Here is a 21411-nt window from a genome sequence, read left to right as displayed (position 1 = left end):
CCACTAGCACCGCAAACGGAGATCCCCTTGTCAGAGCTCAACGCCCCAGACGCTTCCACCGCGCCCTCCGGCCAGGACGCCACCTCGGGCTTCCGGCCCGCTATGGTCGCCGCGGTGCCGCTGGAAACTATCGGTGAGGCGATCGGCGTCGTCGTTCCCGGGGCATCCGGCTCAGTAGCCGTCACCGGGATCTCACTGAACTCCCGGGCCGTTCAGCCGGGCGACCTGTACGTCGCCCTGCCGGGCGCCACCCGGCACGGGGCCGACTTTGTCTCCCAGGCAGTGGAGGCCGGGGCCGCCGCGGTGCTGACGGACGACGCCGGAGCGCACCTGCTGGCGCTCTCGAACGACATCTCCGTGCCCGTGCTGCTGGCCGGGGAACCCCGCGGGCTCGTCGGACGGCTCTCCGCCCTGATTTACCGGAGCCGGCCGGACGACGCGGCCGCGCCTGCCCTCTACGGCGTCACCGGCACGAACGGCAAGACGACCACCACGTACTTCATCAACGCCCTGCTGCAGGCCCTGGGCCAGAAGACCGGCCTGATCGGGACCATCGAGATCCTCGCCGGCGGCGAGCCGATTCCCAGTCTGCTCACAACACCCGAATCCACGGACGTCCACGCGCTGCTCGCCCTCATGCGCGAACGCGGCCTCGATGCGGCCTCCATGGAGGTCTCCTCGCATGCCGTCTCCTTCCACCGCGTGGACGGTGTGGTGTTCGACGTCGCCGGCTTCAGCAACCTGACCCAGGACCATCTGGACCTGCACGGCAGTATGGAGGAGTACTTCCGGACCAAGGCCCGGCTCTTCACGGCAGAACGCGCCCGCACCGCCGTAGTCACAGTGGACGATGAATGGGGCGTGAAGCTGGCAGCCTCAGCCGAAATCCCGGTCACGACCCTCGCGGCCGCCCCGGCACCACACGACGCCGGCGGGAAAGTAGCCGACTGGACCGTCACCGGCCTGTCCCCGCGCGGACTCGGCACCGATTTCACGCTCCAGCACCGCGACGGCACCGCCCTGCGCGTTCACACCGGCCTCCCGGGCAGCTTCAACGTCGCCAACGCCGCACTGGCCACCGTCATGGTGCTCGCAGGCGGCCACGACGCCGCGGCGGTGCAGGCCGCCCTCGAGGCCCGGGATCCCTTCACCGTCGCCGTCCCCGGCCGCATGCAGCTCGTCTCCACGGCGCCCGCCTCGGTGGTCGACTTTGCCCACAACCCGGATGCCCTGGCCCGGGCCCTGGCGGCCGTCCGCTCACCGGAGCCGGGCTCGAAGCTGATCATCGTCTTTGGCGCCACCGGTCAGCGCGACCAGGGCAAACGCCCGGCGATGGGTGCCATCGCCGCCCGGCTCGCGGACACCGTGATCGTCAGCGACGATGACCCGCACGACGAGGACGCCGCCGCCATCCGGGCAGGCGTACTGGCCGGAGCCCTCGATGCCAAGGACCGCGAGGGCCTTGACTGCACGGTGGAGGAGGTCTTCCCGCGCGACGCCGCCATCCGCAGGGCCGTCGAGCTGGCCGGGCCGGAGGACACCATCCTCGTCGCAGGACGGGGCCACGAAGTATGGCAGGAAGTCAAGGGCGTCAACCTCGCCCTCGACGACAGGGTGGAGCTCCGCTCCGCCTTGACAGCACGGGGATTCACCGTTCTGCAAGACCAGCGGATAGAGTCCTAAACCGAGATGATTGCATTTACCGCGGCGGAAATCGCCGACCTGACCAACGGCCGGCTGGCCGCCGAACCGGGCATCACGCCCGGCTCCGTGGTGACCGACTCCCGCGAAGCCACAGCGGGTTCCCTCTACGTGGCCAAGCCGGGGGAGACGGCCGACGGCCACGACTTCGTGGGCGCCGCCTTCGCGCTCGGTGCTGTGCTGGCCCTCGTGGAGCATGACGTCGCCGACGCCGCGGGCCGGAACTACCCTGCCGTCGTGGTTGAGGACTCGGTCCTCGCCATGGGGGCACTCGCTGCCGAGTCTGTCCGCCGGATCCGGGCCCGCCGCGAAGCCGAAGGCGCTGCGCTGACCGTCATCGGCATCACCGGTTCCGCCGGCAAGACCACCACCAAGGACCTGCTCGCCGGGATCCTCGCCGAAGAATCCGGCGCGGGCCACACCGTCGCCCCGCAGGGCTCCTACAACGGTGAGGTCGGCGTCCCGCTCACCGTCTTCAAGGCCGGCTACGACACCCGGTACCTCGTGATCGAGATGGGCGCCACGGGCGTCGGGCACATCCGCTACCTCGCGGACATGGTGCGCCCGGACATCGGCGTCGTGCTCGGCGTCGGCACCGCCCACGCCGGCGAATTCGGCGGCGTGGAGAACATCGCCGTCGCCAAGGGCGAACTTGTCGAAGCCCTTCCGGCCACCGGCACCGCCGTGCTCAACCTGGACGACGCCCGCGTCGCAGCCATGGCGGGCCGCACCGGTGCCGCCGTGCTCGGCTACTCCTCCCAGCCCTCCCGCGACCGCCGCTCCGACAGAGTCGGTGCAGAGCGTGTCCGCGCGGAAGGCGTCGAACTGAACGCCGCCGGCCACCCCGAATTCGAACTCTTCCTGCCCGGCGACAGCGCCCCGGATGGGACGGCCCCGCAGCACGTCACAGCCAAGCTGATCGGCGCCCACCACGTGTCCAACCTGCTGGCAGCCGCCGCAGCAGCCCACGCCGCGGGCATTCCCGCAGCGCGCATCGCGGCCTCGCTGAGCGCACAGACGGCTGCCAGCCGGTGGCGGATGGAACGCACCGAGCGCGCCGACGGCGTCACCGTCATCAACGATGCGTACAACGCGAACCCGGAATCCATGCGGGCCGCCTTGCGGACACTGGCCGACCTCGGCCGCGGACGCCGGACCTGGGCGGTGCTCGGCGCCATGCTCGAACTGGGACCCGACTCCATCCGGGAGCACATGGCCGTCGGCACCCAGGTGGTCCGGCTCAACATCTCCCGGCTGGTCGTCGTCGGACGGGAGGCACGATCGCTCTACGTCTCCGCCGTCAACGAAGGATCCTGGGGCAACGAATGCGTCTTCGCCGAGACCGCGGAGGAGGCCTACCAGCTCCTGCAGGCCGAGCTTGAGCCGGGTGACCTGGTGCTGTTCAAATCCTCGAACAGCATCGGCCTGCGCCATCTGGGCGATCGGATAGCATTACCTCCACAAGCCGCCCGACGCGGTGCCGAAGTCACTGCTGGAAATGCCGCTGGAAAACCTGCCGGAACCGCCGTTGAAGGGAGTTCGCTGCCGTGATTGCACTGCTGATGGGCTCCGGCCTGGCGTTGCTCTTTGCCCTCGTGGGCACCCCGCTGTTGATCCGGCTGCTGGTCCGTAGGAGCTACGGGCAATTCATCCGCGATGACGGTCCCACCTCGCACCACACGAAACGCGGCACCCCCACCATGGGCGGCACCATCGTGGTCCTGGCGGTCCTCGCCAGCTACGGGCTCACCCACCTCATCATGTGGATGATCAACCCGGTCTCACCGGGCCCCTCCGCCTCGGCACTGCTCCTGCTGTTCCTCATGGTCGGGATGGGACTCGTCGGTTTCCTGGACGATTTCATCAAGATCTCCAAGCAGCGCAGCCTCGGCCTGGACGCCAAGGCCAAACTGATCCTGCAGGCCGGCGTAGGCATTATTTTCGCGGTCCTGGCGCTGCGGTTCCCGGACGAGAACGGGCTGACTCCCGCGTCCACGCAGATTTCCTTGGTCCGCGACATCCCGTGGCTGAACCTGGCCTTCGGCGGAACCGTGCTCGGCGCCATCCTGTTCGTGCTGTGGTCGAACCTGATTATCACGGCCGCGACCAACGGCGTGAACCTCACCGACGGCCTCGACGGGCTCGCAGCCGGCGCCTCGATAATGGTTTTTGGCGCCTACACGCTGATGGGTATCTGGCAGAGCAACCAGGCCTGCGGCTCCCCGCGGCAGGCCGGCAGCGGCTGTTACTCCGTCCGCGATCCGCTGGATCTCGCGCTGCTGGCGGCCATCCTCAGCGCCGCCTTGGTCGGTTTCCTCTGGTGGAACACCTCACCGGCAAAAATCTTCATGGGAGACACCGGATCGCTCGCCATCGGCGGCGCCGTCGCAGGCTTCGCGATCCTCTCCCGGACCGAACTGCTCCTTGCCTTCATCGGCGGCCTGTTCGTCCTGATCACCCTGTCCGTCATCATCCAGGTCGGCTACTTCAAGATCACCAAGGGAAAGCGGTTCTTCAAAATGGCCCCGCTCCAGCACCACTTTGAACTCAAGGGCTGGGCGGAAGTCACCGTCGTTGTCCGGTTCTGGATCCTCTGCGGACTGTTCGTCGCCGCCGGGCTCGGGATCTTCTACGCCGAATGGGTGGTGCTCCTGTGACCGACTCCATCCCGGCAGCGCTCACCACCTCGCCCCGGCTGAAGGACCTGGTCAGCTGGGATTCGGACTGGGCCGGCCTGCGCGTTGTGGTCACTGGCATCGGCGTCTCCGGCTTTGCCGCCGCCGACACCCTGATCGAGCTCGGCGCGCGGGTGGTCGTCGTGGACTCCGCTACCAGCCCGAAGGCGCAGGCGCAGGCGGAAACGCTGCGGATTGTCGGGGCCGTGGACGTGCTGCTGGGCGAAGAGGGCGTGACCGCCGTGCCCAGGATCGACGGCGGGAAGCCCGATCTGATCGTCACCTCCCCGGGCTGGCGGCCGGACCAGTCGTTGCTGGCCGCCGCGGCGAGGGCACACATCCCGGTCTGGGGCGACGTCGAACTCGCCTGGCGCGTGCGCGAACGCAAGGGCCGCAAGACCGCCGACTGGCTCACCATCACGGGCACCAACGGCAAGACGACGACCGTGGGCCTGACCGAGTCCATGCTGCAGGCCGCCGGACTCAAGGCGATCGCCGTCGGCAACGTCGGGACGCCGATCCTGGACGCTCTCCGGGACCCGGTGGACTATGACGTCTTCGCCGTCGAGCTCTCCAGCTTCCAGCTGCACTGGAGCCATTCCGTGTCCCCGGTCGCCAGTGTGTGCCTCAACGTCGCGGAAGACCATGTGGACTGGCACGGCTCCTACGCCTCCTACCTGGCCGACAAGGCGAAGGTCTACGAAAACACCCGGAAGGCCTGCATCTACAACGCGGAGCAGATCGAAACCGAACGCATGGTGGAGGAAGCCGACGTCGTGGAGGGCTGCCGCGCCGTGGGCTTCACCACCGTCACGCCCGCCGTCAGCATGCTCGGCGTCGTCGAGGGCCTCCTGGTGGACCGCGCCTTCATCGCCGAGCGCAGGGACAGCGCCGTCGAGCTGGCCTCCGTCGCCGACCTGGGCCCGGTGGCACCGCGGCACATGGTGGCGAACGCCCTGGCCGCGGCAGCCCTGGTCCGGGCCTACGGGGCGGAGCCGTCCGCAGTCCGCAAGGGCCTGCTGGACTACCTGCCGGGCGACCACCGCATCCAGCTGGTCGCCCGCCACAACGGCGTGCTCTGGATCAACGATTCCAAGGCCACCAACCCGCACGCCGCCGCAGCCTCGCTGTCAACGTTCGAAAACGTGGTGTGGATCGCCGGGGGACTCTCCAAGGGCGTCAACTATGAAGCGCTGGTCCGGGAGCAGGCCCACCGGCTCAAGGCAGTGGTGCTGATCGGGGCGGACTCCAGCGCGCTCCGGTCCGCGCTGCAGCGACACGCACCCGATGTCCCCGTGATCGGGCAGGCGAAGGGCGACACTGAAGTCGTGCAGACTGCCGGACCGGCCGATGCCGAAGCAGGTCCTTCGCCGATTTTCGGTGAGACTGTGATGGCCCGGGCCGTTGCGTCGGCGGCGCAGTTGGCCGCCTCCGGGGACACTGTGCTCCTGGCCCCGGCGGCTGCATCCATGGATCAGTTCTCTTCCTACGCTCACCGTGGCGACGCCTTCATCGAAGCCGTCCGCGGGCTCGTGGAAGGGCAGGCTCAGACCAGCGAGGAGTAACAATGGTCAGCACGCCCACACGCACGCCGGCGGCCAGGCCCGCCGCAGCGAGACCCGCGGCGGCCAAGCCCGCCGCGGCCAAGCCCGCCGCGGCCAAGCCCGCCGCGGCCAAGCCCGCCGCGGCAAGACGTGGCACAGCCGGGAACAAAGCGCCCGCCGCAAAGGTGCCCGGCCAAGCGCCGGGAAAAAGACTGTCACCCGCAGCAAGGGTCCGCGGCTGGTTCCGGGGCTTCTGGTCCGCGCTGGAAGGCACCGGAAAGTCCCGCAACGGCTCCACTTACTACCTGATCCTCGGCGCCACGCTGGCGCTGACGGCGATCGGCATCATGATGGTGCTCTCCGCTTCCAGCGTGGAGGCCATCGCTGCGGGGGAGTCGCCCTACTCGGCCGCCCTCAAGCAGGGCGTGTTCGCCGCCATCGGCGTCTTCTGCATGTTCCTGCTCTCCCGCGTCAACGTCGTGTGGCTCAAACGTTTCGCGTGGCTCGCCATCTTTCTCGCGCTGATCCTGCTGGTGCTGGTGCTCGTGATGGGGCGCAGCGCCCTGGGCAACAAGAACTGGATCGACGTCGGGCCGTTCACCTTCCAGCCCTCCGAGGCCGCCAAGCTGGCCCTCGCCCTGTGGATGGCGACGGTGCTTGGCGCCAAGACGAAGCTCCTCAGCCAGTCGAAGCACGCACTGATCCCCGTTGCCCCGGTAGCCGTGCTCGTGATCGGCCTCATCCTGGCCGGCAACGACCTCGGCACGGCGATGATCGTCATGATCATCACCGCAGCGGCGCTCTTTTTCGCGGGTGTCCGGCTCTACGTGTTCGGCATTGGCGCGATATTCCTCGGCGCCGCCACCGCTGTCCTGGCCATCACGAGCCCCAACCGCGTCTGCCGCATCCTGTCCTGGACCGGCCAGACCTGCGCCGACGGCTCGGATCTGAATTACCAGTCGACCAACGGCCTCTACGGGCTCGCCTCCGGCGGCTGGTTCGGGGTGGGGCTGGGCCAGAGCCGGCAGAAGTACAGCTGGATCCCGGAAGCCCACAATGACTTCATCTTCGCGATCATCGGCGAAGAACTCGGGCTGATCGGCACCCTCGTGGTCCTGGTCCTGTTCGGCATCCTGGGAACCGCCATCTACCGCGTCGTCGTGGCCCAGAAGGACATGTTCCACCGGGTCCTTGCCGGCACCATCATGGTCTGGCTGCTGGGCCAGGCGACCGTTAACATGGCCGTTGTCACCGGCCTGGCTCCGGTGGTGGGCATTCCGTTGCCGTTCATTTCCTATGGTGGCTCCGCCCTGCTCATGTCCTTGTGCGCCATCGGCGTAGTCTTGTCTCTGGCCCGGGCGCAGATGGCGCCGGGCCTGCAGCCCAAGCGGATGTTCAAGTTCGGCCCGGCCGGGCTGGCCAAGATTCTGCGGAAGCGGTTCGGGACCAGCAGTTCCGCCGCCCGGGCCGCTGCCAGGAACGCGCCGACGAACCCGGCGCCCAAGAAGCCCGCCCCTCAGGACTCCGCCCCCGGAAGCCCACCCTCAAGAACCCCGCCCCCAAGAACCCAGCACGAAAGCGTAAATAGGCCTTCATGAGCACCGAGTCCTCTTTGTCCGTCGTCCTCGCCGGCGGCGGTACAGCCGGGCACATCAGCCCGCTCCTGGCCATCGCCAACGCGGTCCGGGAAGCCCGTCCCGGTGCGCGGCTGCTCGCGGTCGGCACGCCCAACGGGATGGAGGCCCGGCTGGTCCCGGCCGCGGGGCTGGACCTCGCCACGATCAGCCGTGTCCCCTTCCCGCGCAAACCGTCGCTGGACCTGCTGCGGCTCCCCGGCCGGCTCGCCGGTGCGGTGAAGCAGGCAGGGGTCATTCTCGATGAGGCCGGAGCTGACGTGCTGGTCGGCGTCGGCGGATACGTGTGCACGCCCATGTACCTCGCCGCCCGGCGCCGGAATATCCCGATTGTCATCCATGAAGCCAACACCCGGCCCGGCCTCGCGAACCGGGTGGGGGCACGGCTGGGCGCCAAGGTGGCTGTCGCCTTCGCCGGCACCAGGCTCCCCGGGGCGGTGCACGTCGGCATGCCCATGCGCCGTGAGATCTCCGGACTCGACCGCGCGGCAGCCATGGCGGCCGCCCGGACGGCACTGGGGCTCGATCCACAGCAGCCTGCGCTGATCGTCACCGGCGGTTCCTCGGGAGCGCAGAGCATCAACCGGACCATCGCGGCGTCCGTCGGAGCCCTCGCCGAGGCCGGCATCCAGACCCTGCACATCACCGGACGCGGCAAGTCGGTCCACGACGCCGACGGCAAGCCGCTCGCAGCACCCGGCTACCGGCAGGTGGAATTCGTGGACGTAATGGAATCCGTCTACGCCGCGGCCGGGTTGCTGCTGGCACGCGCCGGGGCCGCCACCGTCTGCGAAGCCGCCGCCGTCGGCGTGCCCGCGGTCTTCGTGCCGTTGCCCATCGGCAACGGGGAGCAGGCGCTCAACGCCGCCGGCCTCGTCGAAGCCGGCGGCGCCCTGATCGTGGCAGACAGTGCGTTCACCCCCGAGTGGTTGCGCCAGAACCTCATCCCGCTGCTGCTGGACGGCGCGAGGCTCGCCCGGATGGCAGCCAGCTCCGGCCAGCTCGGCATTCGAAATGCTGACCGGCGCATGGCCGATCTCGTCATTGCAGCGGCAGCGTCTTCGAAGGCTAAGCCGTTGAAGTCAGCGCCTTTGAAAAAGCACAGCAGGAAGCGGTAGAGCCATGATCCAGCCCCAACACCAGCCGGAGCCGCAGGCCGGCCGCACCCAGGAGTCCCTCGGCCGGGTGCACTTCATCGGCATTGGCGGCGTGGGCATGTCCGCCGTCGCCCGGATCATGGTGGCCCGCGGCCTGCCGGTCAGCGGCTCGGACGCCAAGGACCTGCCCGTGATGGCCGAACTCGCCGCAGCCGGTGCCCGGATCCACGTCGGCTACGCCGCCGCCAACCTCGGCGACGCGCAATCGGTCGTGGCCGGCTCCGCGATCCGCCCGGACAACCCCGAACTGGCCGCAGCACGGGCCGCCGGGCTGCCCGTCCTGCACCGCTCCGAGGCGCTGGCGGCCACGATGGCGGACGACACGGTGGTGACCGTGGCCGGCACCCACGGAAAATCCACCACGACGTCGATGATCACCATTCTGCTGCAGGGCGCCGGGCTGGACCCGTCCTTCGCGATCGGCGCGAACGTGCCGGCGCTGGGCGTCAACGCCGCCCACGGCAGTTCCAGCATCTTCGTCGCGGAAGCCGACGAGTCCGACGGTTCCTTCCTGAACTACCGCCCGCGGATCGCCGTGGTCACCAACGTCGAACCGGACCACCTGGACCATTACGGCACTGCCGAAGCAGTGTACGCCTCGTTTGACAGCTTCACCGCCTTGCTGCCCGCCGACGGCGTGCTGGTGGCCTGCGCGGACGACGACGGCGCCCGGGCTCTGGCCCGCCGCACCCTGGAGCGGGGCAACACCCGGGTGGTCCTCTACGGCACGGCGGACGATGCCGCGCTCAAGCTGCACGACGGCGGTCCGGGCGACGTCTGGATCGAAACCCCCGGGGGACGGTTCGCCGTCGATCTCCAGGTTCCCGGGCGGCACAACGCGCTCAACGCGGCGGCGGCGTTCGCCGTCGCGCTCGAACTCGGCGTCGCGCCCGAGGCCGCTGCGGGAGCCCTCGCGCATTTCGCCGGAGCCTCGCGGCGCTTCGAATTCAAGGGCGAGGGCCGTGGAGTGCGTGTCTATGATGACTACGCCCACCACCCCACGGAGGTCCGGGCCGCGCTGTCCGCCGCACGGTCCGTGGCCGGCGGGCATAGGGTGCACGTGCTCTTCCAGCCCCACCTGTTTTCCCGGACCCGCGAATTTGCCCGTGAATTCGCCGAAGCCCTCAACGCTGCGGACACGGCCCTGGTCCTGGACATCTATCCCGCCCGTGAGGACCCCATCCCCGGCGTCAGCAGCCAGCTGATCGGCGACCACCTGGCCCCGGGCGGCCGGCTGATCGGCCCGGACGAGGCGGCCGTGCAGGCCGTAGTGGCCGCGGCAGCCCCCGGCGACATCGTGCTGACGGCCGGAGCCGGCGATGTCACGGCCTACGGCCCGCTGATCGTCGCGGCCCTGAACGCCGGCGCCCCGGACTACGGCGCCGCGGCAGCTGGAGCAGCCGGTGCCTAGCACCCGCCGCCCCACCTATAAGACCGGGACACGGCGTCCGTCGTCGGACGGTCAGGCCCAGGCGCCAACGGATGTGATTTCGGCGTCAAAGGCCGATTCCGGGCCGGGCGCCCGGACCGCGGCCGGCGGAACCCCTGCCGCCAGCGGTCCGGAGCGGCAGCAGGACAATGTGCTGTCCTTTCCCGAGCCCAAGGCCAAGCGGCGGAAACGGATCCTCCTGAGCACCATCGGGGTCGTCGCCGGGCTCGTCGCCGCGATCGTGCTGGCGGCCGTCTACACGCCAGTGCTGGCGCTGCGGACCGTCACCGTGGAGGGCACGAAGCTGCTGAGCGCAGGGCAGGTGCAGGCCGCCCTGGCGCCATTGCAGGGCAAGCCGCTGCCGCAGATCGGCGACGAGGACGTAACAGCCCTCCTGCAGCCGTTCGTCCAGATCAAAGAGGTGACCACCCAGGCACGCCCGCCGGGCACGCTGGCAGTGCACATCACGGAGCGCCTCCCGGTGGCCATGCTCAAGCAGGGCGACGGCTTCCAGCTGGTGGATGTTGACGGCGTCCGGCTCAGCAGCACCACGGACTCCGCCTCGATAGCGCTGCCGGTGATCGACGCCGGGGACGGCGCGCTGGCTCCGGAGCTGTTCCACGCGATCACCGGCGTCCTGGGCGCGCTCCCGGCAGACGTGCTCGCCAGGCTCTCCGATGCCTCGGCGAAGTCCGCGGACGCCGTCGAACTCAAACTCGTTGACGGCCAGACGATCATCTGGGGAAATGCGGGGGAGAAGGAACTCAAGGCCCGGGTCCTCGCCGCGCTCCTCAAGGCTCCCGTCGACCCGAAAAATCCGGTCCGGATCTACGATGTCAGCGTGCCCAGGCACCCGGTTACCCGATAGCAGCCGATCGGTTAGCCTGGAATTCCGATACGCGTGCGAGGCACCACGCCCCAGGTGGCAAACCGCCGGGCACCCGGCGGTCGCAGGACAGCAGCAAATGCAGCACAAATTAAGGGTATTTGACCGGTATTCCCGCGACACGCGGCGCCGGTTATTGAATGTCCCCTACATAGGAAATAGCGTCACAGACATGAGTTACTTGACATAACTATAACCTTCAACTCGAAGGTTAAGGTTCGAAGCTTCAAGCCCGACTCCATCAGTTTTCGCAACAGAACACGAACAAGGGACACGTAACGTGGCAGCTCCGCAGAATTACTTGGCCGTCATCAAGGTCGTCGGCATCGGCGGCGGTGGCGTGAACGCAGTCAACCGCATGATCGAGGTCGGTCTTCGCGGCGTCGAATTCATCGCGGTCAACACCGATGCGCAGGCATTGTTGATGAGCGATGCCGACGTCAAACTCGACATCGGGCGTGAGCTGACGCGCGGGCTGGGAGCCGGTGCGAACCCCGAGGTCGGCAAGCAGGCTGCCGAGGACCACGCCGAGGAAATCGAAGAGGTCATCCGTGGCGCTGACATGGTCTTCGTCACCGCCGGCGAAGGCGGCGGCACCGGCACCGGTGGCGCGCCCGTCGTGGCCCGCATTGCCCGCTCGCTCGGCGCCCTGACCATCGGCGTCGTCACCCGCCCGTTCACCTTCGAGGGCCGGCGCCGCGCCGGCTCTGCCGAGGCGGGCATCGACGCCCTGCGCGACGAAGTCGACACCCTGATCGTGATTCCGAACGACCGGCTGCTGTCCATCAGCGACCGCAACGTCTCCGTGCTGGACGCATTCCGTTCCGCCGACCAGGTCCTGCTGTCCGGTGTCCAGGGCATCACCGATCTGATCACCACCCCGGGCCTGATCAACCTGGACTTCGCCGATGTCAAGTCCGTCATGCAGGGCGCTGGTTCGGCGCTCATGGGCATCGGTTCGGCCCGCGGTGAGGACCGTGCCGTCAAGGCTGCGGAGCTCGCCATCGCCTCACCGCTGCTCGAGGCCTCCATTGACGGCGCGCACGGCGTCCTGCTGTCCATCCAGGGCGGCTCGGACCTGGGCCTCTTCGAAATCAACGAGGCGGCCCGCCTGGTCCAGGAAGTCGCCCACCCGGAGGCCAACATCATCTTCGGCGCCGTCATCGACGACGCCCTCGGCGACGAAGCCCGTGTCACCGTCATCGCCGCCGGCTTCGACGACGTCAAGGCCACCTCGCCGTCGATGGACCAGTCGCTCCCGCAGACGGCACCGCAGCGCCCGGCAGCCCCGGCCGCCGCACCGGCTCCGGCGCAGGCCCCGGCCTCGGCCCACGTCCAGCCGCTGCACGCAACCGTCGGCGCCTCCGCCCTGGGCGGCTGGGGCCAGCAGCGTTCGTCCGCCGTGCCGGCAGACTCCGGCTTCGACGTCGACCTGCCGTCCGTCGTGGAACCGGACCTGTCCGGCCGCCATTCGGATGACCTGGATGTCCCCGATTTCCTGAAGTAGGTCCTGAGGCACCATGGCACTGCCGGATGGCAGTGCCATGGTGCTTTCTCGTAGGATTGAAGCTCTGCAAACAAGTTTGGCGGTGTTCTGAGTGTTCTCGTGGCGGACGGAAGCCCGGCCCGGCGTCTGGGTGGCTTTCACCGACGCCGACGCCGGCAACCTGGCGCTCCATGTTGGCGACGATCCGGCGGAAGTCCGGCGCCGCCGCAGGGAGCTCGACCTGGCCGCCGGCCTCGGCAGCCGCGGCTTCCACTACATGAACCAGGTCCACGGCCACGAGGTCGCCACGATCGCCGGCAGCGTCCCCGCTGCACCGACCGCCGACGCCATGGTGTCCGCCGGTCAGCCTTTGGCGGTCATGGTGGCCGACTGCGTGCCCGTGGTCCTGGTGGGGGAGCAGGCTGCCGGGGGAGCGCCGGTGCTCGGTGCGGTGCATGCGGGACGGCCCGGCGTCGCCTCCGGTGTGGTGCCCGCCGCGGTGGCGCGCATGCGTGAGCTCGGCGCTGCGGAGATCAGCGCCTGGATCGGCCCGTCCATCTGCGGGCGGTGCTACGAGGTGCCGGCCGGGATGCGGGCGGACGTAGCGGCCATCGTCCCCGCTACCTGGTGCAGCACTTCCCGAGGTACGCCCGGGCTGGACCTGCCGGCGGGAGTCTGCAGCCAGCTGGAGGCCGCAGGCGTGCGGGTCGAATACTCCGGCGGCTGCACCCTGGAAGACGAAAAGCTGTTTTCCTACCGCCGCAACAGCAACACCGGCCGGTTCGCCGGCCTGGTCTGGACAGGTTCCCCGCTCGGGGCGGGGCCACGCCACGATGGATGAGCAGCAGGATCCCCGGCTGGCCGAGCTCCGGGGGCGCCTCGCCGCGGTCAGGTCCCGGATCGACGGCGCCGCGGCGGCCGTCGGACGGCAGGAATCGCCGCCGCGGCTGATCGTCGTCACCAAGTTCCACCCCGCGGAGGACGTGCGGCGGCTCGCATCACTGGGCGTCACCGACGTCGGCGAAAACAGGGACCAGGAAGCCTCGGACAAGGCGGCCGGGCTCGGCGACCTTGACCTCCGCTGGCACTTCATCGGCCAGCTCCAGAGCAACAAGGCCAAATCCGTCGTGAAGTACGCCCACGCCGTACACGCCGTTGACCGGCCCCAGCTCGCCGGTGCCCTGGCCAAGGCCATGGCTGCCGAGCGCGAACGCACTGGCCGGGACCCGCTGGACTGCTTTATCCAGGTCAGCCTGGACGACGACGCCGACGGTCACCGGGGCGGCGCGCTTCCCGACGACGTCCCCGCGCTGGCCGACCGCCTGGCAAGCTCCGACGGGCTGCGGCTGGCGGGGGTCATGGCGGTGGCTCCGCTCGGCGCGGATCCCGGCCGCGCTTTCGAGAAGCTTGCTGAGATCTCGGCCCGGCTGAGGACCGGATACCCGGACGCCACAGGTATTTCCGCCGGCATGAGCCAGGACCTCGAAGCTGCCATCCGGTTCGGTGCGACACACCTTCGTATTGGCTCGGATATTCTCGGTCCGCGTCCGGCGTTGCGGTAGGTTCAACGTATTGGAAGGTAATGGCGGGAATTCCAAGGCTGTCAGGTCATTTTGAGCGGCCCGCTGACGGACACGATAGGAGTCGACCATGGCTGGCGCTCTGCGCAAGACAATGATCTATCTTGGGCTCGCCGACGGCGAGGAACACTACGAGTCCGAGCACCCCACACCGCACAAGGATGAGGACAATTCCATGGAGCACGACCGCCGAGGAGCGCCGTGCGGCGCCGGTCCGCGAGGTCCCCCGGGAAGAGCCCCACGCCGCTGAAGAGGAATATCGCGCACCTGTGACACCCATCAAGCGAGCGGCATCGAGCCGCGAAGAGACCACCGGACTCCGGCAGATCACCACGATCCACCCGCGCTCCTACAACGACGCCAAACTCATCGGCGAAAGCTTCCGTGACGGCATCCCCGTCATCATGAACGTCACCGACATGGGCGAAGCGGACGCCAAGCGCCTCGTCGACTTCTCCGCTGGACTGGTCTTCGGCCTGCGTGGCAGCATCGAACGGGTCACGAACAAGGTATTCCTGCTCTCGCCGTCGTACGTTGAAGTCATCGGCGATGACAAGAAGGTCAGCGAGACGCAGGCCGCCTTCTTCAACCAGAGCTAGCGCAGGATTTTTCCACGGATGCCAGGCAGGGACACCTGTCTGGCATCCGTGCTGAATTATCCGTGTTGAAATAGAGGCGTAACCATTTTAAGGACACTGCGGTTTCCGGAATGAACATGGAGATATGAGTTAACTCATGGGAATTGTTTTCGGACTTGTCTATATCGCGCTGCTGTTCTTTTTTGTAGCCCTGATTGTTCGGCTTGTCTTTGACTGGGTACAGATGTTCGCGCGGAGCTGGCGGCCGAGCGGCGTGGCTCTCGTAGCCGCGCACGCTGTGTATTCCGTCACAGACAAACCCCTCAAACTGCTCCGGCGGCTCATCCCACCGCTCCGGCTCGGCGGGATATCGCTCGACCTGGGCTTCCTGCTGCTTTTCGTGGCCGTGACGGTGGCGATGGCGGTCGCCAAAAGCCTCGTATACGCCCAGCCCATCGCGGCTTAGCGGGAAGGCGGACCCGCGCCGCGCCCAAACTGATACAAAACTCCGGTTTGACACTGCGGTGTTGAATTAGAGGAACCAGACCATATTTAGGTACCGTAGTTTTGACGGCCGGAAGGCCTCCTGACTAACTAGACCAACGAGGTGACCAGATGGCTTTGACGCCAGAAGACGTTGTCAACAAGCGCTTTCAGCCGACCAAGTTCCGCGAAGGCTACGACCAGGACGAAGTTGATGACTTCCTGGACGAGATCGTCGTGGAACTGCGACGTCTGAACCAGGAGAACGACGAGCTGCGCAAGAAGCTCGCCGAACTCGGCGCCGGCACGCCCGCCAGCTCCGCCGCCGCGGCCCCCGTCGTGGAAAAGGTGCCGGCCCCCGTCAAGGTCGACAAGGACAAAGAAGACCGCGCCAAGGCAGAAGCCGAGGCCAAGGCAGCCGAAGCTGCGAAGAAGAAGGAAGCCGAGAAGGCTCCCGCGCCTGCCGCTGCCCCGGCACCCGCCGCCGCCACCCCTGTCTCGGAGTCCGCTGCCGGCCTGCTCGCCATGGCGCAGCAGATGCACGACAAGCACATCGCCGACGGCGAGCAGCAGCGGGACAAGATCATCGCTGAAGCGCAGATCGAAGCCAGCAGCCTTGTCAACGACGCCCAGGAAAAGTCCCGCAAGATCCTCGGTGCCCTCGAGCAGCAGCGCTCCGTGCTGGAACGCAAGGTCGAGCAGCTCCGCGGCTTCGAGCGCGACTACCGCTCTCGTCTGAAGGCCTACATCGAAGGCCAGCTCCGCGACCTGGACGCCCGCGGTTCCGTGGCGGCCCCTGAGGTCGAAGCCAGCTAGGGCAAAAAGCCAAGTATTCTGAAAGCCGGTGGCTGAGGATTCCTCGGCCGCCGGCTTTTGCCATTCACCGCCATCTTCCGTGGCCTGCTCGGCCAAGCGGCAAGCCCCCAGTCCCCGCACTGGCTCCCGAATGAAAGCCCTATGACTGACGCCCCAACACCAGACGCCACGACACCCGCGCCCGTAGCGCACGCCAAGCCTCGACGGGGGCTGTTGCTCTCGGTTTTCTCGGCCCTGGCGGTGTTCGCCTACGTGTTCGACCAGCTGACCAAGCTGTGGGTCACCAGCCATATGATCGAGGGTGAACGGATCCCCGTGCTGCCCCCGCTGTTGCACTGGTACTACATCCGCAACTCCGGGGCCGCGTTCTCCATCGGCGAGAACGTCACCTGGGTCTTCACCATCATCATGGCGGCCGTGTCCGTGGCGATCCTGCTCCAGCTGCGGAAGCTGGGCTCGGTCTGGTGGGCCCTGGCGCTGGGCCTGCTGCTGGGCGGGGCCCTGGGAAACCTCACGGACCGGCTGTTCCGGGAGCCCTCCTTCGCAATGGGCCACGTGGTGGACTTCATCCAGTTGCCAAACTTCGCGATTTTCAACATTGCCGATTCCGCCGTGGTGTCCTCCGTCGTGATCATCTGCCTGCTCACGCTCAGGGGCATCGCTCTCGACGGCTCGCACCATACCAAGGAAGCAGCGGAACGCGATGTCTGACCATACGCCGAAGAACCTGAGCGAAGACGAGGCCGAGGACCTGGCGGACCTCGCCGAGGAATCCGGCGCGCCACGGCGGATCGTGGTCCCGGAGGAGTTGGCAGGGACCCGGGTGGACTCCGGACTGGCCGAACTGATGGACATCTCCCGTTCCCAGGCTGCCGTGCTGATCGCCGAAGGCAACGTCACGAGCGCCGGCAAAGCCGTCGGAAAATCCCTCAAGCTCAGCCCCGGCGCCGTGCTCGACGTCGTCGTCCCGGACCGGCGGGACCCCCTGGAAGTCGTGGAGGAAGTCGTGGAAGGCCTCAAGATCCTGCTGGATGATGACGAGTTCGTCGCCATCGACAAACCGGTCGGCGTCGCGGCGCATCCGTCTCCCGGCTGGGTCGGTCCCACTGTTGTGGGCGGTCTGGCGGGCCTCGGCTACCGCATCTCCACCTCCGGCTCGCCGGAGCGCGCCGGCATCGTTCACCGGCTCGACGTCGGGACCTCCGGCGTGATGGTGGTCGCCAAGACCGAGAGGGCCTATACGGCCCTGAAGCGTGCCTTCAAGGAGCGGACTGTGGACAAGGTGTACCACGCCGTCGTCCAGGGCCTCCCGGACCCGCTGGCTGGCACGATCGACGCACCGATCGGCCGCCACCCGGGCCACGACTGGCGCTTCGCCGTGATCGAGGACGGCCGCGACTCCATCACGCACTACGAGGTCCTGGAAGCCTTCGGCAAAGCCACGCTCGTGGAGGTGCACCTGGAAACCGGGCGCACGCACCAGATCCGCGTACACTTCTCGGCACTGCGGCACCCGTGTGTCGGTGACCTGACCTACGGCGCGGACCCGCGCCTCGCGGCGAACCTGGGACTCACGCGGCAGTGGCTGCACGCCCGTCAGCTGTCCTTCGACCACCCCCGCACAGGGGAGCGGGTCACCGTCACGAGCGAATACCCGGAAGACCTGCGCTACGCGCTGGAAGTCCTGGAATCCGGACAGGCTTGATTCCGCGTCCTTGATTCCGCGTCCTTGATTCCGCGTCCCTGATCCGGCGGTGCCTGATCCCGCGTCCCTGGTCCGGCGGTGCCGGGGCGCCGGGGCGCCGGCCACGGTGCGTGCCTGGCAGCGGGGGCCGGTGCCCGGCACTAGAATGGTCCGGTGACTTCCAGCAACGACTCGTTTGTCCATCTCCACAACCACACCGAGTACTCCATGCTGGACGGCGCCGCCCGGCTCGGAGAGCTGTTCGATGAAACCGAGCGGCTGGGTATGCCCGCTCTGGCCACGACGGACCACGGCTATCTGTTCGGCGCCTTCGACTTCTGGAAACGGGCCACGGACAAGGGCATCAAGCCGATCATCGGCGTCGAAGCCTATGTGACGCCGGGAACCGCGCGCAATGACAAGAGCCGCGTCCGCTGGGGCGAAGAGAACCAGCGCAAGGACGACATCTCCGGTGGTGGCTCCTACACGCACATGACCCTGCTCAGCTACAACAACGTGGGCATGCGGAACCTCTTCCGGGCTTCCTCCATCGCCTCGCTGGACGCCGTCTTCGGCAAATGGCCGCGACTGGACCGGGAACTGCTGAACACCTACTCCGAAGGGCTCATCGCCACGACCGGCTGCCCCTCGGGTGAAGTCCAGACCCGGCTCCGGCTCGGCCAGTACCGGGAGGCGCTGGAGGCGGCCTCCGAATTCCGCGATATCTTCGGGGCAGAAAACTACTTCTGCGAACTCATGGACCACGGCCTGGACATCGAGCGGCGAGTCACCGGCGACCTGCTGCGCCTCGCGAAGGACCTGAACCTGCCGCTCGTGGCCACCAACGACCTGCACTACACGCACGAGCACGACGCCAAGGCGCACGAGGCCCTGCTGGCCATCCAGTCCGGTTCGACGCTCCTGGAGCCGAGCTACGACAACGGCGGGTCCCGGTTCGCGTTCTCGGGCAGCGGCTACTACCTGAAGTCCCCGCAGGAGATGCGGGAGCTGTTCCGCGACCACCCCGAGGCCTGCGACAACACCCTGCTGATCGCCGAGCGCTGCGAAGTCTCCTTCAACACCGGCGCCAACTACATGCCCCGCTTCCCCTGCCCGCCCGGCGAGGACGAGACCTCCTGGCTGGTCAAGGAAGTGGCCACGGGACTGGCCTACCGCTACCCGGGCGGCGTGCCGGACAAGGTGCGCACCCAGGCGGACTACGAGCTCGGCGTCATCACCTCCATGGGCTTCCCGGGGTACTTCCTCGTGGTGGCCGACTTCATCAACTGGGCCAAGAACAACGGCATCCGGGTGGGTCCCGGCCGTGGTTCGGGCGCCGGCTCCATGGTGGCGTACGCGATGCGCATCACCGACCTCGACCCGCTGCTGCACGGCCTCATCTTCGAACGGTTCCTGAACCCGGACCGCGTCTCGATGCCTGACTTCGACGTCGACTTCGATGACCGGCGCCGCTCCGAAGTGATCGACTACGTCACGCGCAAGTACGGTGACGAGCGCGTCGCCATGATCGTCACCTACGGCACCATCAAGACCAAGCAGGCCCTCAAGGACTCCTCGCGCGTGCTGGGCTACCCGTTCAGCATGGGCGAACAGCTCACCAAGGCGCTTCCGCCGGCCGTGATGGCCAAGGACATCCCGCTCGCGGACATCCAGAACAAGGACTCCAAGCGCTACAGCGAGGCCGGGGACTTCCGGCAGCTGGTCGCCACCGACCCCGAGGCCGCCAAGGTCTTCGAGACCGCCCTGGGCATTGAGGGCCTGAAGCGCCAGTGGGGTGTGCACGCGGCCGGTGTCATCATGTCCTCGGACCCGATCATCGACGTCATCCCGATCATGCGCCGCTTCCAGGACGGCCAGGTCATCACGCAGTTCGACTACCCCACCTGTGAGGGCCTCGGCCTGATCAAAATGGACTTCCTCGGCCTGCGGAACCTCACGATCATTTCCGACGCCCTGGAAAACATCACGATGAACCGCTGCGTGGACCTGGACCTCGAGTCCCTGGCCCTCGACGACGCCCCGTCCTACGAGCTGCTGGCCCGCGGCGACACCCTCGGCGTGTTCCAGCTCGACGGCGGACCCATGCGCTCCCTGCTCAAGCTCATGAAGCCTGACAACTTCGAAGACATCTCCGCCGTGCTGGCCCTCTACCGGCCCGGGCCCATGGGCGCCAACGCGCACACCGACTACGCGCTGCGCAAGAACAAGATCCAGGACGTCATTCCGATCCACCCGGAACTGGAGGAACCGCTCTCCGAAATCCTCGGCGGCACGTACGGCCTGATCGTGTACCAGGAGCAGGTTATGGCGGTGGCGCAGAAACTCGCCGGCTATACCCTCGGCCAGGCCGACATCCTGCGCCGCGCCATGGGCAAGAAGAAGAAATCCGAGCTGGACAAGCAGTTCGCCGGCTTCTCCCAGGGCATGCAGGACAACGGCTACTCGATGGCCGCCGTCAAGACACTCTGGGACATCCTGCTGCCATTCTCCGACTACGCCTTCAACAAGGCGCACTCGGCCGCGTACGGCGTGATCTCCTACTGGACCGCCTACCTAAAGGCGCACTACGCGCCGGAGTACATGGCCGCCCTGCTGACCAGCGTCGGCGACGACAAGGACAAATCGGCGATCTACCTCAACGAATGCCGGCGCATGGGCATCACCGTGCTGCCGCCGGACGTCAACGAGTCGGCCCTCAACTTCACCCCTGTCGGCACCGACATCCGCTTCGGCATGGGCGCCATCCGCAACGTCGGCGTCAACGTCGTCGAGGCCATGGTGGCGGCGCGCGAAAAAGAAGGTGCCTACACGTCCTTCAAGGATTACCTCATGAAGGTCCCGGCCGTTGTGTGCAACAAGCGCACCATTGAATCCCTGATCAAGGCCGGCGCCTTCGACTCCCTGAACCACCACCGGCGCGCCCTGGCAATGATCCATGAAGAAGCCATCGACTCCGTCATCACGCTCAAGCGCAACGAGGCAATCGGCCAGTTCGACCTCTTCGCAGGCTTCGACGAAGCCGAATCAGAGTCGTCCCTCAGCATCGAGATTCCCGACCTTCCGGAATGGGAGAAGAAGGACAAGCTCTCGTTCGAACGTGACATGCTCGGGCTCTACGTCTCGGACCACCCGCTGCAGGGGCTCGAAGGGCTCCTGAGCCAACACGCCGACCAGTCCATCACCTCGCTCATCGCCGAGGACGGCCCGCACGACGGCGCCATCGTCACCATTTCGGGCATGATCACCTCCCTGAGCCGGCGGATCGCGAAAGCCAGCGGCAACGCCTATGCCCGCGCGGAGATCGAGGACCTGGGCGGTTCCGTCGAGGTCATGTTCTTCGGCCAGGTCTACGGCCCGATCGCCTCCGTGCTGGCCGAAGACCTGATCGTGGTGGTCAAGGGTCGGCTGCAGCGCCGGGACGACGGCGCCGTCGCGTTGAACTGCATGGAACTCTCGGTCCCGGACCTCAGCGAGGGCCTGAACGGCCCGCTGGTGATCACCATGCAGACGCACAAGGCAACCGAAGCCGTGGTGACCGAACTCGGGGACGTCCTCAGGACGCACCGCGGCAAGTCCGAGGTCCGGCTGCACCTGCAGGGCGATGCCCGGGTGGAGGTCATGGGGCTGCCCGTGCACTTGCGGGTCAACCCCAGCCCCTCATTGTTCGGTGACCTGAAGGTGCTCCTCGGCCCGACCTGCCTGGATAGCTGACGCCGCCGTCGCTTGGATAGCTGACG

The 21411-nt window shown here is 67.6% G+C and carries 16 protein-coding genes and 1 pseudogene; all 17 read left to right on the top strand.

Annotated elements, in window-relative coordinates:
- The first annotated feature begins 27 nt into the window (after positions 1–27).
- The 17 genes and pseudogenes from ACVWZ8_RS21490 to dnaE all read left to right on the top strand — a co-directional run bounded on the left by ACVWZ8_RS21490 (position 28) and on the right by dnaE (position 21385).
- Complete coding sequence (locus ACVWZ8_RS21490; RefSeq protein ID WP_456505765.1) at positions 28–1683, top strand: UDP-N-acetylmuramoyl-L-alanyl-D-glutamate--2,6-diaminopimelate ligase; 1656 nt, start codon at positions 28–30, stop codon at positions 1681–1683.
- A gap of 6 nt (positions 1684–1689) precedes the next feature.
- Positions 1690–3252 (top strand): UDP-N-acetylmuramoyl-tripeptide--D-alanyl-D-alanine ligase, encoded by a 1563-nt coding sequence (locus ACVWZ8_RS21485; protein ID WP_426977021.1) that lies wholly within the window; start codon positions 1690–1692, stop codon positions 3250–3252.
- The gene (mraY, locus tag ACVWZ8_RS21480; protein WP_426977022.1) at positions 3249–4358 is read left to right on the top strand and encodes a phospho-N-acetylmuramoyl-pentapeptide-transferase; all 1110 of its coding nucleotides are present in this window, start codon (positions 3249–3251) and stop codon (positions 4356–4358) included. Before ACVWZ8_RS21485 ends, mraY begins: the two co-directional genes overlap by 4 nt.
- Positions 4340–5941 carry a UDP-N-acetylmuramoyl-L-alanine--D-glutamate ligase gene (gene murD / locus ACVWZ8_RS21475; RefSeq protein ID WP_456505764.1) on the top strand — a complete coding sequence of 534 codons (1602 nt, stop codon included), beginning with the start codon at positions 4340–4342 and terminating at the stop codon, positions 5939–5941. The genes mraY and murD overlap by 19 nt, the downstream gene beginning before the upstream one ends.
- 2 nt (positions 5942–5943) lie before the next feature.
- Positions 5944–7518 (top strand): putative lipid II flippase FtsW, encoded by a 1575-nt coding sequence (gene ftsW, locus ACVWZ8_RS21470; RefSeq protein ID WP_456505763.1) that lies wholly within the window; start codon positions 5944–5946, stop codon positions 7516–7518.
- Positions 7515–8672 carry a UDP-N-acetylglucosamine--N-acetylmuramyl-(pentapeptide) pyrophosphoryl-undecaprenol N-acetylglucosamine transferase gene (locus tag ACVWZ8_RS21465; protein ID WP_426977025.1) on the top strand — a complete coding sequence of 386 codons (1158 nt, stop codon included), beginning with the start codon at positions 7515–7517 and terminating at the stop codon, positions 8670–8672. The genes ftsW and ACVWZ8_RS21465 overlap by 4 nt, the downstream gene beginning before the upstream one ends.
- A 4-nt stretch (positions 8673–8676) precedes the next feature.
- The gene (murC, locus tag ACVWZ8_RS21460; protein ID WP_456505762.1) at positions 8677–10122 is read left to right on the top strand and encodes a UDP-N-acetylmuramate--L-alanine ligase; all 1446 of its coding nucleotides are present in this window, start codon (positions 8677–8679) and stop codon (positions 10120–10122) included.
- Positions 10115–11008 carry a cell division protein FtsQ/DivIB gene (locus ACVWZ8_RS21455; RefSeq protein WP_426977027.1) on the top strand — a complete coding sequence of 298 codons (894 nt, stop codon included), beginning with the start codon at positions 10115–10117 and terminating at the stop codon, positions 11006–11008. The genes murC and ACVWZ8_RS21455 overlap by 8 nt, the downstream gene beginning before the upstream one ends.
- A gap of 298 nt (positions 11009–11306) precedes the next feature.
- A complete protein-coding gene (ftsZ, locus tag ACVWZ8_RS21450) occupies positions 11307–12533 on the top strand; it encodes a cell division protein FtsZ (protein ID WP_426977028.1) in 1227 nt (408 codons plus the stop codon).
- Between the two features lie 91 nt (positions 12534–12624).
- The gene (locus tag ACVWZ8_RS21445) at positions 12625–13353 is read left to right on the top strand and encodes a polyphenol oxidase family protein (RefSeq protein WP_456505761.1); all 729 of its coding nucleotides are present in this window, start codon (positions 12625–12627) and stop codon (positions 13351–13353) included.
- Complete coding sequence (locus tag ACVWZ8_RS21440; RefSeq protein ID WP_426977031.1) at positions 13346–14074, top strand: YggS family pyridoxal phosphate-dependent enzyme; 729 nt, start codon at positions 13346–13348, stop codon at positions 14072–14074. The genes ACVWZ8_RS21445 and ACVWZ8_RS21440 overlap by 8 nt, the downstream gene beginning before the upstream one ends.
- Positions 14075–14162: 88 nt before the next feature.
- Positions 14163–14691 (top strand): annotated as a pseudogene (locus ACVWZ8_RS21435) (cell division protein SepF).
- A 136-nt stretch (positions 14692–14827) separates the two neighbouring features.
- Entirely contained in the window at positions 14828–15136 is a 309-nt protein-coding gene (locus tag ACVWZ8_RS21430; RefSeq protein ID WP_426977033.1) for a YggT family protein, read from the top strand.
- A gap of 149 nt (positions 15137–15285) precedes the next feature.
- On the top strand, positions 15286–15969 hold the full coding sequence (locus ACVWZ8_RS21425; protein WP_426977034.1) for a DivIVA domain-containing protein: 684 nt from the start codon (positions 15286–15288) through the stop codon (positions 15967–15969).
- 141 nt (positions 15970–16110) lie between these two features.
- Positions 16111–16680, top strand: a complete 570-nt coding sequence (lspA, locus tag ACVWZ8_RS21420; RefSeq protein WP_426977035.1) for a signal peptidase II — start codon at positions 16111–16113, stop codon at positions 16678–16680.
- Complete coding sequence (locus ACVWZ8_RS21415) at positions 16673–17674, top strand: RluA family pseudouridine synthase (RefSeq protein ID WP_456505760.1); 1002 nt, start codon at positions 16673–16675, stop codon at positions 17672–17674. The genes lspA and ACVWZ8_RS21415 overlap by 8 nt, the downstream gene beginning before the upstream one ends.
- A 153-nt stretch (positions 17675–17827) precedes the next feature.
- Positions 17828–21385 carry a DNA polymerase III subunit alpha gene (gene dnaE / locus ACVWZ8_RS21410; protein ID WP_456505759.1) on the top strand — a complete coding sequence of 1186 codons (3558 nt, stop codon included), beginning with the start codon at positions 17828–17830 and terminating at the stop codon, positions 21383–21385.
- The last annotated feature ends 26 nt before the right edge of the window (positions 21386–21411 follow it).

It is taken from the genome of Arthrobacter sp. UYCu723 (assembly GCF_054059215.1).
This window is presented reverse-complemented; position numbering and strand designations above follow the sequence as displayed.